The sequence below is a fragment of the Novosphingobium colocasiae genome, from assembly GCF_014652555.1.
GTDB classification, from domain to species: Bacteria; Pseudomonadota; Alphaproteobacteria; order Sphingomonadales; family Sphingomonadaceae; genus Novosphingobium; species Novosphingobium colocasiae.
This window is the reverse complement of sequence record NZ_BMZA01000007.1, coordinates 85,678-101,617: the sequence shown is the minus strand read 5'-3', so window position 1 is coordinate 101,617 and position 15,940 is coordinate 85,678. Positions and strand designations below refer to the sequence as shown.

At 65.1% G+C, this 15,940-nt stretch carries 12 protein-coding genes; 3 read left to right on the top strand and 9 right to left on the bottom strand.

What is annotated here, in order from left to right:
• Positions 1 to 3: 3 nt before the first annotated feature.
• Positions 4 to 1,968 (bottom strand): tetratricopeptide repeat-containing sulfotransferase family protein, encoded by a 1,965-nt coding sequence (locus tag IE122_RS10985; RefSeq protein ID WP_189621220.1) that lies wholly within the window; start codon positions 1,966 to 1,968, stop codon positions 4 to 6.
• A 157-nt stretch (positions 1,969 to 2,125) separates the two neighbouring features.
• Positions 2,126 to 5,197 (bottom strand): TonB-dependent receptor domain-containing protein, encoded by a 3,072-nt coding sequence (locus tag IE122_RS10980; RefSeq protein WP_189621219.1) that lies wholly within the window; start codon positions 5,195 to 5,197, stop codon positions 2,126 to 2,128.
• Between the two features lie 539 nt (positions 5,198 to 5,736).
• Here IE122_RS10980 and IE122_RS10975 point away from each other — a divergent pair.
• Positions 5,737 to 6,372, top strand: a complete 636-nt coding sequence (locus IE122_RS10975; protein ID WP_189621218.1) for a TetR family transcriptional regulator — start codon at positions 5,737 to 5,739, stop codon at positions 6,370 to 6,372.
• Positions 6,362 to 7,252, top strand: coding sequence for an S-methyl-5'-thioadenosine phosphorylase (mtnP, locus tag IE122_RS10970; RefSeq protein ID WP_189621217.1), 891 nt, complete (start codon positions 6,362 to 6,364; stop codon positions 7,250 to 7,252). Before IE122_RS10975 ends, mtnP begins: the two co-directional genes overlap by 11 nt.
• Before the next feature lie 91 nt (positions 7,253 to 7,343).
• On the opposite strand, the gene IE122_RS10965 is transcribed toward mtnP, so the two are convergent.
• The 7 genes from IE122_RS10965 to IE122_RS10935 form a co-directional block, all read right to left on the bottom strand.
• A complete protein-coding gene (locus IE122_RS10965; protein WP_189621216.1) occupies positions 7,344 to 8,360 on the bottom strand; it encodes a type II secretion system F family protein in 1,017 nt (338 codons plus the stop codon).
• Between the two features lie 19 nt (positions 8,361 to 8,379).
• Positions 8,380 to 9,351, bottom strand: a complete 972-nt coding sequence (locus IE122_RS10960; protein ID WP_189621215.1) for a type II secretion system F family protein — start codon at positions 9,349 to 9,351, stop codon at positions 8,380 to 8,382.
• Positions 9,352 to 9,451: 100 nt separating this feature from the next.
• Positions 9,452 to 10,729 carry a pilus assembly protein CpaE gene (locus IE122_RS10955; protein ID WP_189621214.1) on the bottom strand — a complete coding sequence of 426 codons (1,278 nt, stop codon included), beginning with the start codon at positions 10,727 to 10,729 and terminating at the stop codon, positions 9,452 to 9,454.
• 3 nt (positions 10,730 to 10,732) lie between these two features.
• A complete protein-coding gene (locus tag IE122_RS10950) occupies positions 10,733 to 11,407 on the bottom strand; it encodes a CpaD family pilus assembly protein (RefSeq protein WP_189621213.1) in 675 nt (224 codons plus the stop codon).
• A gap of 14 nt (positions 11,408 to 11,421) precedes the next feature.
• The gene (locus tag IE122_RS10945; RefSeq protein WP_189621212.1) at positions 11,422 to 12,996 is read right to left on the bottom strand and encodes a type II and III secretion system protein family protein; all 1,575 of its coding nucleotides are present in this window, start codon (positions 12,994 to 12,996) and stop codon (positions 11,422 to 11,424) included.
• Between the two features lie 53 nt (positions 12,997 to 13,049).
• Positions 13,050 to 14,063, bottom strand: coding sequence for a Flp pilus assembly protein CpaB (gene cpaB / locus IE122_RS10940; protein WP_189621211.1), 1,014 nt, complete (start codon positions 14,061 to 14,063; stop codon positions 13,050 to 13,052).
• 71 nt (positions 14,064 to 14,134) lie between these two features.
• On the bottom strand, positions 14,135 to 14,839 hold the full coding sequence (locus IE122_RS10935) for an A24 family peptidase (protein ID WP_189621210.1): 705 nt from the start codon (positions 14,837 to 14,839) through the stop codon (positions 14,135 to 14,137).
• 87 nt (positions 14,840 to 14,926) lie between these two features.
• Between IE122_RS10935 and IE122_RS10930 the strand changes: the two genes are divergently transcribed.
• Positions 14,927 to 15,922, top strand: coding sequence for an alpha/beta fold hydrolase (locus tag IE122_RS10930; protein ID WP_189621209.1), 996 nt, complete (start codon positions 14,927 to 14,929; stop codon positions 15,920 to 15,922).
• Positions 15,923 to 15,940: the final 18 nt, after the last annotated feature.

Here is a 15,940-nt window from a genome sequence, read left to right as displayed (position 1 = left end):
GAGTTACAGCGGCTCGTACCCGAAGCGTTCGATCCACGGTTCGAGGATCGGCAGGATCGGCTCCAGGTAAGGGCGGTAGGCCTCCCAGCGGCCCTTGGACCGGGTGTAGATGCGCTCGGTCACCTGCGCGTAGCTGGGGGTGCGGATATACCCGCGGTTCGCCGCCGTGCGCTGATGGTCAAGCACATCGTCCGTCCAGTCTAGACCGAGGAAGTCGAGCAGCGGGCGCATGGTGCCCTCAAGGTCCTGGACCAGATCCTCGTACCGCACAGTGTGGACGCTGAGCGGCATCACCTCGCGCGCGCGCATCCAGTGTTCCATCGTCAGCGCATACATTCGCGCCGCGTTTTCCAGAGTCAGAAAGCTTGCCATGGCGCGGGTCACCTTGAAATTCTGCATCCAGCAGCTCAGCACGACATCGCAGGGGTGGCGCAGCGCGAAAATGAACCGGGCATCGGGAAAGGCGCGGTGGATGTAGGAGGCGCGCAGGGTGGCGAGCGGATACTTGTCGATCAGCAGCTTGCCATCTGGCAGGGTGCCGCCGCGTGAAACCTCGTCGAAATAGCCCGCGCGCATGCGGGAGACCGCTTCCGCGTCCAAGGTGCCGAGCTGGGCGATCGGCCCGCCCGTTTCCTCGAGGACGGACACCATCGCTTCCTCCTCGCGCACTTCGGTGTCCGGGTGGCCCATCAGGATGGTGTCGAGCAGCGTGGTGCCCGAGCGGAGGAAGCCGGTGAGGAAGGCGGGGGAGGGCAGTCCGTCGTGGTACTCGACATCGTTCCAGCCTGCGAACCAGGGTGCCGAAATCGCGGCAGTGCGACCGGAGATGACCGTGGATTGTTCGGTGCCGTCGAACCGCAGTGCGTCGGGCTGCGCGGCCATGGCTTCGTTCATTTCGGAGAAGGAGGCGAAGGCCAGATCGACCTCGCCCAACTGGTCGGCAACCTGGCCGATGAACTGCGCGCGGATCGATGTATCGAGCGTGGCCGGGTGCGAAGCCAGCGCAAGGTCCAGCGCCTCGCGCAGGTTGCCGCGCCGGCGCAGGGTCAGCGCTTCGATATAGGCACGATCGTCGCTGGGCGGCGCGTTGCGGCGGGCCAGCGCTTCCAGTTCCTCAAGATCGGTCAGGCGGTTACCCTGTTCGTACAGGATAGCCAGCGCCAGCATGGCCCGCACACTGTCGGGCTCGACGGCCAGCGCGGTCTTGTACGCGCGCTCGGCCTCGGTCTTCTGGTCCAGCGCGGCATAGCATAGCCCGATCAGTACCAGGGTCTGGGCGTCCTGGCGGCCTGCCCGCGCGGCAGCGGAAAACCGGATCAGCGCCTCCGCCGCGCGGCCATGCCGATAAAGCGACTGACCGAGCTCGAAATTGGTCTGCGCATCCTGCGGCGCGGTGGCGATCGCGCGGCTGAACACCGCTTCGGCATCGTCGAACCGCTTCGCCAGCGTCAGCGCCCGGCCGAGATTGAGCCAAACCCCGGCCTCGTCCGGGATCAGCGATCCCGCCGTCGCCAGCACTTCGATGGCGCGCTCCGCCTCGCCGCATTCCAGTAGGGCGTTGCCGTAGTTGTTGAGCAAGCGCCCATCGCGCGGGTTCGTGCGGGTCAGCTCTTCCAGACGGGTAGCGGCCAATTCCACGTCACCGCGCGCCTTGGCGGCCAGGGCGAGGACCTGCAGCGCTTGCGGCTGCGACGCGATTGGGCGGCACAGCTCCTCCGCTTCGGCGGGCAATCCCGCATCAAGCGCGGCCTGGGCGGCGTTGAGCCGCAGGGCGCTGTCCTGCGGATTGCTGCGCAGGGCGCGTTGCAGGCTGGCCAGCCCTTCGCGCGGGTTGCCGGCCTTGCACTGGGCAATGCCGAGAAATTGCAGCACTTGCATGTTGCGCGGCTGATCGCGGTGGACGCGCTGGGCGATGGCGCGGGCATTCTCGAAATCGCCGCGCTGAAACGCCGCGACGGCGGAGTTCATGCTTTGCTGGATGGTATTCATCGGACTGAAAACGTCTCCCGGCGGATACGGGCTGCGACCGGCTATGCCCTGTCAGGATAGGGGGCAGGGCCGGGCGGGGCAAGAAAAAGGGGGGAGGGTTGCCCCATCCCCCCATTCTTCTCGCGCTTGCCAGGGATCAGTACTTGACCTTGGCGGACACGTAGAGCCGGCGGCCGACAACGTCGTAAAGCGACGGATCGGTGCCCGACTGAATGTTCGGCGAATAGAGTTCCGGCTTGCGGTTGAACAGGTTGTTCGCACCGATGCGCAGGGTCAGCTTGTCGATCTTGGCTTCGGCGCCAAGGTCGAAATAGAAGACCGGATCCACCTTGTCGAAGACTTCACCCGGGAACTGGGCGGCAGCCCGGTTCTTCATGCCGTCGATGTAGCGCGTGCGCAGATCGAAGGACACGGCTTTGCTGACGGCAAACGTCGTTTCGAGCACACCGCGCCAGCGGGGGAACGAAGTGCCCAAGCCCGAATATGAAATCGTATCAGCGTAGTCGATCGTGACGCCGGGCAGTTCCTCAACCTTGTAGTCGATGAGGTAGTTGCCCATCAGGTTGAAGGTCAGCGCGGCGTCAGGGCCGATGAACTCCGTCGGCAGGGTATAGGCAAGCTGGAAATCGATGCCCGAAGTCTTGATCTTGCCCTGGTTCACGAACTGGAAGTAGCCCGAACCGTCGCCACCCAGTGCGGTCGGCACCGAGATGAAGCTGATGTCCGGAGTGCGCGACAGGCCAGAGCAATAGACGCTGGTGGGGTCAAGGCTCGGATTCTTGCCATGATAGCCATAGCACGCCGCGATCACCAGGTTCGGATCCGGCTGGATGATCGTGTCCTTGATTTTGATCGAGTACCAGTCGATCGAGCCGGTCAGACGGCCCACCTGGAACACGGTGCCGAGCGTGATCGCGTCGCTCTTTTCCGGCTTCAGGTTGGGGTTGCCGACATAGCCCAGGAAGACCTGGCTGCCCGGACCCTGCTGATAGTTGTCAACGCCGCCCGGGTCGATGCCGGAACCGGCATTAATGCACAGGTCGCGCGCGGCCGCTCCACCGTTCTTCCGAAAATTCGTGCCGATCGAGCACGGATCGAAGTACGACGGGAAGTTGCTGCCCCCCGAGAACAGTTCGCCGAAGTTCGGAGCACGGACGGAATGCTGGTATGAAGCGCGCAACCGCACGGCGTCGATCGGCTCGACGGTGAAGGTGCCGCCATAAGCCCACGAGTTTTGCGAGTCGCCCTTGATCCCATTTTCGATGTCATTGAACTTGCTGGTGGAACGACGGGCAGTCAGGGTCAGTTCGGCATAGTTGACAAAGCTGTCCTTCAGCAGCGGGATCGACGCTTCGCCGAAGATGTCGGTGAAGGTGTTTGTGCCGTGATCGTTGGTGCCGTTGTTGAAGCCGGCGATCGGGCCGGCAGCCGTTCCGGCGTCGTAGCGATAGTTAAAGCTGCGGTGTTCGGCACCCAGCACGACCGAAAGCTTGCCGGCCGGCATTTCGAACAGATCGCCCTGGACATAGCCTTGATAGATCTTCTGCGTGAAGGTAGTCTTGGTCTCCGTACCGACGGCGATATAATCCACGCATTCCTGTGAAAGCGGATGGATACCGAAGGGATTGAAGCCACCAGCGCAAAGCGATGCGCCACCATCGGCTGCTTCCAGCAGGTTCTGAACCTTCTGGACATCGACGTTGCCGGTCTGGTTGTCGTTAATCGTGGTTTTGCCGTAAGAGGCATAGGCTTCATAGCGCCACCCGGGCGCAATCTCGCCGCGCAGCCCGAGCAGACCTTGGTAGACTTCGTTAGAGAAGTTTTCCTGACGTAGACCGGTGTCGAGGAACCGCTTGGAAATGCGGAATGCTTCAGTCGCTCCGGACCCTACGATGTTGGCGTCATCACCGGTGCGTGAGGCCAGCAAAGTTGCGAGGTCTGCTGGAAGGAATGGGTTAGTTATCGGAACGAGCAGCGCAGTGGTCTGCTTGCCGGGTTCCACCAAATCCGAAACCGCGTTGGCGGGGTTGGTGTTGGTGAGCGTGTTGCCGATGCGGGTGCCGACCGGGGTCGGTGCCAGTGCGCTCGACGTTTCGTACTTGGTGTATTGGCCTTGACCGAAAATTTCGATGGCGGGCGAGATTTCGAAATGCCCAGTGACGAACCCGGTATCGCGCTTTACGGGCAGGACGAGCAGGTTGATGATGTCGAAGTTGTAGGTGTAGAAGTCCGGATAGTAGTTCCCGTTAGGATTGGCCGCCGAATTGAAATCGTAGCGGAAGTTCGCCACGTCATGCGGATCGTTGAACACACCCACAGCGAACAGCGAGCCGTCATTGTTGAAGCCCAGCTTTGACGTGCCGGCAACGGGTACGTCCTTTGCGGTGACGCCATAGCTTGAAAACAGCGCGTCAATCGCAGCCTGCGAAATGCCGTTAGTCGAGCTTTCCGCCAGCTTGCCGGTCGGGAAGGTGCCGGTGGTCGACGTTGCCGTAGCGGCGAAGGCGCGCTGGCTCTTGATCATCGCCTCGCGCTCGGAATGCTCGTACGAAGCAGCGATGTTACCGCGGCCGTCAGCAAAGTTGATGCCGGCTGTAGCGGCTATCTGCCACTCACGCGAATCGGTGTAGGGAACCGAATTGGAATAAGTCGCCCGGGCTTCCAGCCCGGAGAAATCGCGCTTCAGGCGCATATTGACGACGCCGGAGATGGCGTCCGCGCCATATGTGGCACCGGCACCGCCGGTCAGCACGTCGATCCGGTCGATCAGGCCCTGCGGGATGGTGTTAAGGTCAACCGTCTGGTCCGATGCGGACACCATCGGCCGGCGGCCGTCGATCAGGACGAGGTTGCGGTTGGTGCCGAGGCCGCGAAGGTCGATGTTCGACTGGCCGCCGTTGCCGGGGTTGTTCGAGGTGCTGGTGCCGGCCGGATTGACCTGCGGCAGCGTGTTCAGGAAGGTTTCGAGCGTGATGTCCGCGCGCTTGACTGTCTCTTCACCGCTGACGACCGCCACCGGGCTGTTCGCCGTCATGTTCGGGCGCTGGATGCGCGAACCGGTAACAATGATGGTTTCCCCGGCATCATCGCTGGCTGCCGACTGTGGTGCTGCATCCTGCGCTTGCGCCGAAACCGCGGTTCCGAACGTCAACGCGGCGCTAAGGCACGATGCGCTGCGCAACGCGGCCTTGAAGTGCGTGGTTTTCACTTGGTGTGTCCCTTTCGTTTCAGTCCACAAGGCAGGAGCGTGACCAGGCCTGCCGGATGGACGATGTGGCCGGAACGGTGCCCGAAGGTGAACCGGCCGAGGCAGACCTGTCCCAATTCGCGAAATACGAATCAACTTTCATTTTCGTTTCGGTAACACTTGTTTCCACACTGTGGCATCGCTGCAACGCATCGCGGCGGGGCCGAACCGCGCGGGCCGCAGCCGTTTGGGGCACGGCAGGCCCGATTGCTTCGTGCGTGAGCGGTGCGCGTGTTGCAAAATGTCCCGTCAGGCGCTCCGGCCGCAAGATTCTCCACCCGCCGCAGGCTCACGGCTCGTCCGACAAATGATTGACCTTGCCGGGGTAGGCATTTAGTCGGTCGATTAAGGCAGTGTCGCCGTTTGGGGCGGCGTTTGGCTCCGGTTTGTGGAATTGAGCTGCATGGTGGCGCGGAAGGCCTGATGGTGGGAACGAATCGGCACATCGCGGGCAATGCGCGGCCCTTGCGGCAGCAGCCGGGGCAGGGCGGGATACCGGCATGACCGTTGCCCCCGCCGCTCGCATCAACGCGCTTCCCGGTGCCCGCGAGCAGTTGCTGGAAGCGACCAGCCAGCTCATGCGCGAAGGTGATGTGATCGATATCTCGCTGGCCGAGCTGTCAGTCCGTTCAGGGCTCAATTCGGCGCTGGTGAAGTATTACTTCGGCAACAAGGCCGGCCTGCTCAAGGCGCTGCTCGATCGTGACTGGCAGGCCATCGTCACCAGCGTCGATGCGCTGGTCCACAAGGAGGACTGGGACGCGGAAACCAAGATGCGTCGCCACATCTCCAAGGTGGTCGATACCTTCTTCGCGGTGCCGTATCTCAATCCGCTGACGCTGCGCATGGTGCGTGAGAGCAGCGAGAGCGAGGCGCGGCGGATCGCCGATTGCTACCTCGCGCCGATGTACCGCGCTTATGAAAGCATGATCGGCGAAGGCGTCCGCCAGGGCCTGTTCCGGGCGATCGATCCGCAGTTGTTCTATTTCACCGTTACCGGCGCGGTCGACCGTTTCTTTGCCGCGCGGCTGGTGCTCAAGCACTGCTTCGATCAGGACACGCTGACCGAACGCCATCGCGACCGCTATCGCGAGCATGTGATCGACATCATCATGGCCGGCATCCTTGCGCGCTGACAAGGGGACGCACTGGCACCTGGGCGTCATCGGCGGGTCCGGGCTTGCCGCCGGCATCGAGCTGGATGACGCGCAGGAAATCCGCGTGGCCAGCCCGTTCGGAGAGCCTTCAGGCCCGGTCGTCACCGGCTGGCTGGGAGGGGTGCGGATGACGTTTTTGGCCCGCCACGGGGCCGGCCACGCGATCCCGCCCTCGGCGGTGAACTACCGCGCCAATATCGACGTGCTGAAGCGCTGCGGCGTGACCGACATCCTGTCGCTGTCCGCCATCGGCTCGCTGCGCGAGGAGATGGCACCGGGGCAGTTCGTCATCGTCGATCAGTTCATCGATCGCACGGCCGGACGCGCCGGATCGTTCTTCGGCACCGGGCTGGTCGCGCACGTCAGCCTGGCCGATCCGGTATGCCCGCGCCTGTCGGCGCTGGCCGCGGCGTCGGCACAGGCCGGCGGCGCGGCGGTCCATCCGCAGGGCACTTATGTGGCGATCGAGGGGCCGCAATTCTCGACCCGCGCCGAAAGCCACATGTACCGGGCCTGGGGCGCGGACGTGATCGGCATGACCGCGATGCCCGAAGCCCGCCTCGCCCGCGAAGCCGAGTTGCCCTATGCCCTGCTCGGCATGGTCACCGACTATGATTGCTGGCGCGCCGACACCGCCGGGGTCGAGGTGAGCGACGTACTGGCGGTGATGCACCACAACGCCGGCCTTGCCCGGCAGACCGTGCGCGCGCTGGCCGCCCGGCTGCCCGAACGGCGTGATCCCAGCCCGATCGACACCGCGCTGGAACAAGCGCTGATCACCGCCCCCGAAGCGCGCGATCCGGCGCTGATCGCCCGGCTCGACGCGGTTGCCTGCCGGCTGTTCGGCGAGCGGGACTGAGGGGGGTGGGCCCAATCCGCCCGCTGGAATCGAAAACCCCTCCCGCAGCATCGTGCGAGAGGGGTCCCGGATTTCTTTGTGTCCCGAAGCCTCAGCCCGAAGGTCCGCTCGGGCCATCGCCGTGGAAGGCGTCGGCGATGGAGCAGGCGGCCGGGCCGAGGATGACGACGAACAGCACCGGCAGGATAAACAGGATCAGCGGCACGGTCATGATCGCGGGCAGGCGTGCGGCCTTTTCCTCGGCGCGCATCATCCGGTCGTTGCGGAATTCGGCTGACAGCACGCGCAGGGCGGATGCCAGCGGGGTACCATAGCGCTCGGTCTGGATCATGGTCGTCACCACCCCCTTCACCGCATCGAGCGCGACGCGGTAGGCAAGGTTCTCGAACGCCATGCGCCGTTCGGTCAGGAACGACAGCTCGATCGAGGTAAGCGAGAATTCCTCGCCCAGTTCAGGGTAGGCGCGGCCCAGTTCGCGGCTGACGCGCTCGAAGGCGGCGTCCACGGTCAGACCGGCCTCGGCGCAGATCACCAGCAGGTCGAGCGCGTCGGGCAGACCCTTGCGGACCGCATCGGTGCGCTTGGTAATCATGTTCTTGATGAAGATGTCCGGGCCCTTGTAGCCCAGGCCGACGGCGGCGGCGAAGCCCATGAAGCGCTTGAAGCTGGACCATTCGGGGAAATAGTCGATCCAGTAGATCACGGCTGCCGCCAGCGCGCCGAGAACGATCGGCGCGACCAGCCGGGCGAAGACCACCGCCACCGCCCATTCCTTGTTGCGGATGCCGGCCTGCGCCAGCTTCTGCTCGATCTCCCGAAGCTGGCTGTCCTGGAGCATTTTGAATGCGCCGAGGAACTCGCCCATCTTGTCGGTGGTGTCGTTCTTGCGGATCAGCGACTGGCGCTTGCGCGAGGTGCCGACGATGCCGGCCTTGAGGTGATCGCGCCGCGCGGTCAGCGTCTTGACGCGCTTGGCCATCGGGTCCTTGACGGTGATCGCGGCATAGATCGCCAGCACCATGGCACCGGCGGCGATGAATGCCAGGAAGGTGCCGATAAGGATGACGTTGAAGCCGAGGATCGTCGGTCCGGTCGGTTGGTCGAACATGGTTTCCGGTTCCCTCGTCTCAGATCTCGAAGCTGACCATCTTGGCCATCATGAAGCCGCCGATGCTCATCCACACCATGCCGCCCATGCCGGCCACCATCAGGCGTTCATCGACGAAGAACTGGCCGACATAGCCCGGGTTGACCCAGTAGATCAGCACGAAGACGATGAAGGGCAGCGACCCGACGATATAGGCCGAAGCCTTGGATTCCGAGCTCATCGCCCGGATCTTGAGCTTCATCTGCGCGCGCTTGCGCAGCACGTCGGCGAGGTTCGCCAGCGTTTCCGCCAGGTTGCCGCCGGTCTCGCGCTGGATCGCCAGGGTGATGCAGAAGAAGTTGAATTCGGGAATGCCAAGCCGGTCGGCGGTTTCCTGGAGGGCGTCCTCCATAGTCTTGCCGATCTTCATGCGTTCGGTGACCAGCTTGAATTCCTCACCCACCGGCCCCGGCACTTCCTGCGCGACGACGCCGAGCGTTTCCGAGACGGGCAGGCCCGAGCGCAGGCCGCGCACGAGCAGTTCGATGCCGTCAGGGAACTTGACGGTAAAAGCGGTGGTGCGGCGCTTGATGAAGAAGTTGAGCACCATGTGCGGCACGCCCGCGCCGACGGCAAGGCCGATACCCAGCGCCAGCATCGGCGCGCCGGTCTTGAGGAAAAGGATCACGGCGATGACCGCGGCGATGCCGAGCGAGCCGTACAGGTACTGCTGCAAGGTCCAGCTCTTGCCGGAGCGCGACAGGCGCAGCGCCAGCGCATCGATGCGCGAATTGCTGCCCGCGACGCGGTGCATCTTGGGCTTGCGCGAGGCGATGGCGCGGCGCATCTGCGCCTCGACCCGGGTGGTGGCGCTGTCGGAATGGCGATAGCGCACGGCGCTGAGCCGGCGCGCGGATTCCTTGCCGACCGAGGGTCCGGCAAAAGCCAACCACAGGAGCGCCATGACGCTCATCAGGCCAACTGCCACGACCAGAAGCTGCAGTGGATTCATTGCCGTCGTTCACCTTTTCCTGCGTGCCGTCCCCGCCCGATCGGGCCGGGATGACCCCGGCGTGTCAGGCGGTGCGAACCGCCCGGTGCGCCGGGCTGGATCAACCCGCCTTGGCCGGAGCCTTCTTGCCCTTTGCCATCAGCGCCTTGAAATCGATCTTGCCGAGCAGCGACTTGCCGCCGCTCTTGGCCGGAGCCGCCTTTTCGCCGCCCACGCTGATGATCGTGTTCGACAGGTCGCGCAGTACCGCGCCGCCCTTGCCGGCGCGATTGGCGTCAACGAAAGTCTGGCCCAGCTTGGCGGCGGTCGATGCGGCCTTGATGTCGTAGGGGATAGAGAAGGCGATCTTGGTTTCGATCGATGCCTCGAAGTCCGACTTGCTGATCTCGGTCACCGCCGGCTGGACCTTGTTGGCCACCACGATCACCCGCGCGTGCGGCGCGTTGACCTTGAGCCAGGACAGCAGGCGGATGCTGTCGCGCGCCGAGGCGAGCGTCAGTTCGGTGACCAGCACCACCACGTTCACATCGGCAACCAACTGCGGAAAGTTGATCAGCATGTTGCGCGGCAGGTCGATCATCGTCATCTCGAACGCCTGCCGGAACTCTTCCTCCAACTGGATGAAGGCGGCACCGTCGGTCAGCAGCGGCGCGTTGATCGGCGCTTCGGCGGACAGGATGGCGAGATTGTCATTGGCGCGGATCATGGCGCGTTCGATGAACAGGCCGTCGATGCGGCTGGGGTTCTCGATGGCGTCGGTCAGGCCGCGGCCCGGTTCGAGATCGAGGCACAGCGCCCCGGTGCCGAAGTGGATGTCCAGATCGAGCAGCGCGGTCGGCAGCTTTTCGTCAGCGCTGAACAGCCAGGCGAGGCTCGTCGCCACGGTAGAAGCGCCGACCCCGCCGCGCGTGCCGATCACGGCGGTGGAGATGTGCTGCTTGACGCCGCCGCTGTCATGCGCGCGGGGTTGGGAGAACACCGCCTGGGCGTGGGTCAGCGCATCGCGCAACTGGCCGTGGGACAGCGGCTTGAGCAGATAATCGTGGATGCCGCTGGCGATGAGATCGCGATAGAGGCGCACGTCGTTGACCTGGCCCACCGCGATGACCACCGTTCCGGGCTCGCACACTTCAGCCAGCGCGTTGATGTCGTTCAGCGGATCACCGCTTTCCGACAGGTCGACGAGCAGGATGTTCGGGCTGGCCGCGATCGACAGCGATTGCACCGCGTTGCGCAGGCCGCCCTTGTTGCACTTCTCGGGCTGCCAGCCCATTTCGATCGCGACCGGGCGCAGGACGTCGAGCGAGGTTTCGTCGCACAGGTAAGCGGCGAACTGGTCCCGTCCGTTGGTGCTGCCGGATTTCCAGGGTGCGTTCATGGCTCAGTTGTCCTTGCTGCTGGTCGCGGCGATGCCTTCGGCACCGCTCGGGGTCTGCTTGCGATAGGAGTCGAGCGCCTTGGACGAGCTCATGACCACGGTGTTGCCTTGGGTATCGGCACCGCGCAGCAGATCCTCGGGATCGGCGACCATCGCGGCGAGGTTGGCATTGGTGGCGCAGCCGTAGTTGCCCGAAAGGCCGTTGTTCGGATTGAAGTCGTTGCGGGTAGACCAGTCCGGGCAGCCCTTCACGCTCGCCTTGGCGCGGGTGACGACCACGCGGGCCGCGCCCGAACGGATGTAGCCGTCGGTCACCGGCGCTTCGGCACCAAGCTGCGCTCCATAGCGCGTGGCCAGCGCTTCCACCGCGGTGCGGGTCGACGGGTTATGCGTCGGATCGTCGAGATAGACCTTGTCGCCGTACTTGACGTTCATCGTCTCGAACCAGTCGCCCAGGCGCCGTTGTTCGCCATAAGCGAGACCGCTGCCGCCGGTCGATACGTCGAGCGTGTAGTTGACCTTTTCCACCACCGGCATGTGCTCGGGCGTCGGGTACATCGAGCGGTTGCCCGAAATGCCGCCGCAAGCGCCGAGCGTCAGGCCGAGCGAGAGGACAAGCGCGCCGCCGAGGAGCGGGCGGACGGCCGGGGTGCGGCCGGATTTGCTGAGAATGCGCATCGTGCTTGCCTTTCTCACTTGAGGTTGAAACCGGGCTTGGCGCTGTCACCTGACGCGGTCTGCGCCTTCGACTTGGCCTTCTTGCCCTTGGTGTTGAGTTCGAGTTCGCCCAGGCCGGGTGCCGCAGTTGCGTCGGCCGGATCGGCGGACTTGGCCTCGGGCCGCTTGTCGCCGCTCACGCCGTCGCTCGACATGTTGCCGAGCAGGCGCTGCAGTTCGTTCGGCGCGCGGAAGCCGTCGGTCGGCAGCGCGATCTGGTTGGCGTTGACCGGCTTCACCAGATACGGGGTGACAATGATGACCAGCTCGGTTTCGCCCCTACGATAGCTGGTCGAGCGGAACAGCGAGCCCAGGATCGGGACATCGCCGGCACCCGGCAGCTTCTGGATGGTGTTCTGCGAGCTGTTGGACAGCAGGCCGGCGATCATGAAGCTCTGGCCCGAACCCAGTTCCACCGTGGTTTCAGCGCGGCGGATGGTGAGAGCGGGAACTTCGAAGTTGTTGAGCGTGACCGCGCCCTGGCTCGACAGTTCCGACACTTCGGGGCGCACCCGCAGCGAAATGCGGCCGTTGGCCAGCACGAACGGGGTGTAGCTGAGCGACACGCCGTACTTCTTGTAATCGATCGAGGTCGAGCCGAGGCCCTGGCTGATCGGGATCGGATATTCGCCGCCCGCCAGGAAGTCCGCCGTCTCGCCCGAGAGCGCGGTCAGGTTCGGCTGCGCCAGCGTGGTGACGAGGCCGACCGTCTCGCCCGCATCGAGCGCGCCGAGGATGTCGAGGCCCAGGAACTTCGTGCCAAGCGCCAGCGTGGTCCCGGTGGCCGCTTGGGCTACGTTGGTCCCGGGCAACTGCTTGATCGTACCGCTGATCGGATCAATGCCGTAGTAGGACGGGTTTACGCCCACGCCCAACACAGTTTTCGGTACCCACTGTTCGCCGACCGCAGTTCCTTGGCCGATGCCGAACTGGAAGCCGTTAGTCGAGTCCATGGTCGAGAAGCGGGTGCTGATCGATTTGACAAGCGAACGGCTGACTTCGGCGATGCGCACCTGCAGGTTGACCTGCAGCGGGGTCGCCATGCGCAGGCGGCTGATGACGTTGGCCTTGTCGCCGACATAGGCCTTGACGAGGCGCTCGGCTTCGCTGGCGTCCTCCGGCGTCGCGATCGTGCCGGTCAGCAGGAAGGTGTCAGTGCCCATGGTCGAGACGCCGATGCGCGCTTCGGGCATCGCCATGCGCAGCATCTGGTCGACGCTGTCGATGTTCGAGCCGACCCGGACGTTGGCGGACCAGATCGTGTCACCCGCAGAGTTGCTGGCGTAGACGGTGGTGCTGCCGCCAGCCTTGCCGAACACGTAGAGCTGGCGGGCCGACTTGACCTGCACATCCGCCACCGAGTCGTTGGCGACGAACACGTCGGTCATGTTGCCCGGGACCGAGACAAGCTGGCCGTTGCCGATGCCGATCACGATGTCCTGCGAAGGGCGCATCACCGACTGGGCAGCGGCGGGAGCCGGGGCCGCGAGGGCCAGCGGCGCCATGGCGCAAGCTGCGGTAAGCAGGGTCTTGAGAAGACGCGGTTTCATGGTTTGGCCCTCAGCAGGGTTGAAACGGGTGGCGTGGGGTGCGGAGTGGCTCATCACTTGCTCCCCACCGGTTCTTCGACGGTTTCCTTGCCGCGGGTGACACGGACCACCGGGCCCTTGCGGACGGCGACGGGGGCGCTGGCAACCTGGCCCATCTGGGGGGCGGCCATCTGCGGGGCAGGGGCAGCCATCGAGGGGCGCGTGGTGCGCTGGAAGCGGGACACGTCGCCACCGGTGACGTAGGTGGTGGCACCCTCGACCGGCCGGCTCATCGCCTGGCGCATGAGGTCTTCTTCCTGCTTCTTGGTCGCGCCTTCGGGAACCTTGACGTCGCCGCTGGCGAGGATCTGGTCGAATTCGCCCTGGTTGTCGGCGATCGAGCGGAGCGACAGGCTGAGCTTGCCGAACTCCTGCGCCACGGCCACCTTTTCGGCGATGCGCGGGGTCACTTCGATGGTCACCGTCTGGAAGGCGTGGACCACGGTCTTGCCATCGACGATCTCGTTCTCGGTGGACTGGTCGGTCGCGAGCACCCGCACATTGCGCAGGATCGTCTCGGCCGCGTTGAGCGCCTGGCCACCGTCGTTGCCGCGTACCTCTTGGGTCAGCAGCAGGTCCACCCGGTCGCCCGGGAAGATGAAGCCGCCGACGCCGGTCTTGGCGTTCACGGGGATGGTGACGGCGCGCATGCCGGGGGCGAGCGCGGCGGCGAGGAAGCCGCGATCACCCGGGGCCACCAGTGCGCCCTGGGTGATCGGCTGGCCCGCCGTCATGGGGAAGCGGACGACGGTGCCGAGCAGCTTGCTCATGTCCGCCGTGCCGTCAAGGAAGTACGCATCCTTGACCAGCTCCTTGGGCCAGTCCTGGAACGACATCGCATCGGCCGTAACAATCGTGCCGACAGGAAGCGCGCGTTGCGCAACCAGGACCTTGGGCCCTGTCTGCTGCACGGGAACGGCATCGGCCTGCGGCGCGCCGGTCCCGGAGAGCATGGATCGCGCCATGAACGCCGTGCCGGTCGCGATCAACAGCGCGACGACCAGCAGCATCAACTTCTTTCTATCCATGGCTAATCAAGCCCCCTAGAAATCCCCGGTATGGTTCCGCACACCTTGGGACTAATTGGTTAAGATCAGGTTCACCCCAAATTGGCACCAAAACGGGCCGTAGAAACCGCTTGTTCGCCCAGGATCCATAGCCCTCCGGCCGAGATCGCGATGCCGTAAGGCACTCTAAGCGCTCCCTTTTGTCGGCGCACGACGTGGAACAGACCAAACAGGGTCACGCCCAGGACAAGGGCAGTCGCGGCAACTAACAGGGCGGTATTTTTCATCATGTTTCCGGCAATGCCTGCCGGATCACCGAAAACGGGGCGGCCGGTCATCAGCGAGAAGGCGATTCCGGCTGCGGCACTGACCCACAGGCCCGTGGCCAGCGCACCGATAGCATCGCGCACGGTTTCGCCGGGGCGGCGCTGCATGTTCGCCAGCGCCATCGCCACCGATGCGCCGCCGCCCAGCACCGCCATCATGAACACCAGTTCGAAGAAGGCGAGCGGGGGAAACCACAAGGCCAGCGCGGTCAGCAGCTTGACATCGCCGCCGCCCATCTGGCGCGCGGCGAACAGGGCGGTGCAGAACACGAAGGTCAGCGCGGTCTGGCCGAGCATGAATACCAGGTCGACCCAGCTATAGCCCACTGCCAGCCAGTAAAGCGGCGCTGCGAGCGCGATGGCGAGGTTGAGCCGGTTGGCGATGGTCCTGCTGCGCAGGTCCGTCACCGCCGCCACGATCAGCGCGATTGCCAAGCCGGCCAGCAATGCATACGAAAAAACGACGCCCATAGCGCGAAAAGCTCCCCGCAATCGGGGACTTGTCTAAAGGGTATCACTTACCAACTGGTAACCAAGCGGGTGAGGCCGAGGTTAGGCATGCTGCACGGTCAAGACGCGCTTTCCGATCCGCCCGGCTTCGATGCCGCGCGCGCCCTGCCGGCCGACGCGGTCGAAGGCGAGTGGCGGGCTGCGGACGGCGCGGCGATCCGCCTGCTCGATTACGGTGCCCCGGCCGCTCCCTTGCGCGGCTCGATCCTGTTCCTGCCGGGCCGGGGTGATGCCTATGAGAAATGGCTGGAAACGCTCGCACATTGGCGCGCGGCGGGATGGCACTGCGCCAGCGCGGACTGGCGCGGCCAGGCGCTGAGCGGGCGACTGGGGCTGGGCGACCTCACCGGCCACATCGATGACTTCGCGATCTGGGTGGACGATCTGGCCGGGCTCTGGGCCGCGTTTTGCGCCAGCCATCCGGCCCCCCACGTCCTTGTCGCGCATTCGATGGCCGGCCACCTCGCCTTGCGCGCGGTGGTGGAGGAGCGGGTGCGCCCGGACGCACTGGTGATGACCGCGCCGATGCTGGGCATCAACCCGGCCTGGGTGCCCAGCCGGGTGCTGCACCCGATCGCGCGGGTAATCACCGCGCTCGGCGATCCGCGCCGGCCCGCGTGGCGGGGGGACGAGAAGCCCGAACTGGTGCACATGGCGCGGCAGATGCTGCTCACTCACGATTCCCGGCGCTATGGCGATGAGGAGTTCTGGCGGTCCCGTCGCCCGCTGATCCGCATGGGCGCGGCAAGCTGGGGCTGGGTGGAGCGGGCGCTGGCCTCGATCCGCCGCCTCGAACGGCCGGGGGTGCTGGAAGCGGTTGATACGCCGGTGCTGATGCTCGCCACGCGGGCTGACCGGCTGGTGTCGTGGCCGGCCATCGCCCGCGCCGCGCGGCGGCTGCCGCATTGCGAGCTCGTCGCTTACGGTCCCGAAGCGCGCCACGAGATCCTGCGCGAGGTGGATGCCGTGCGCGACCATGCACTCGGCGCCATCGCGGCCTTCCTTGATCGCACGGTTCCGGCTAGGGGCCGACCCGCAGCCTAGGCGCTGACGGGATACGCG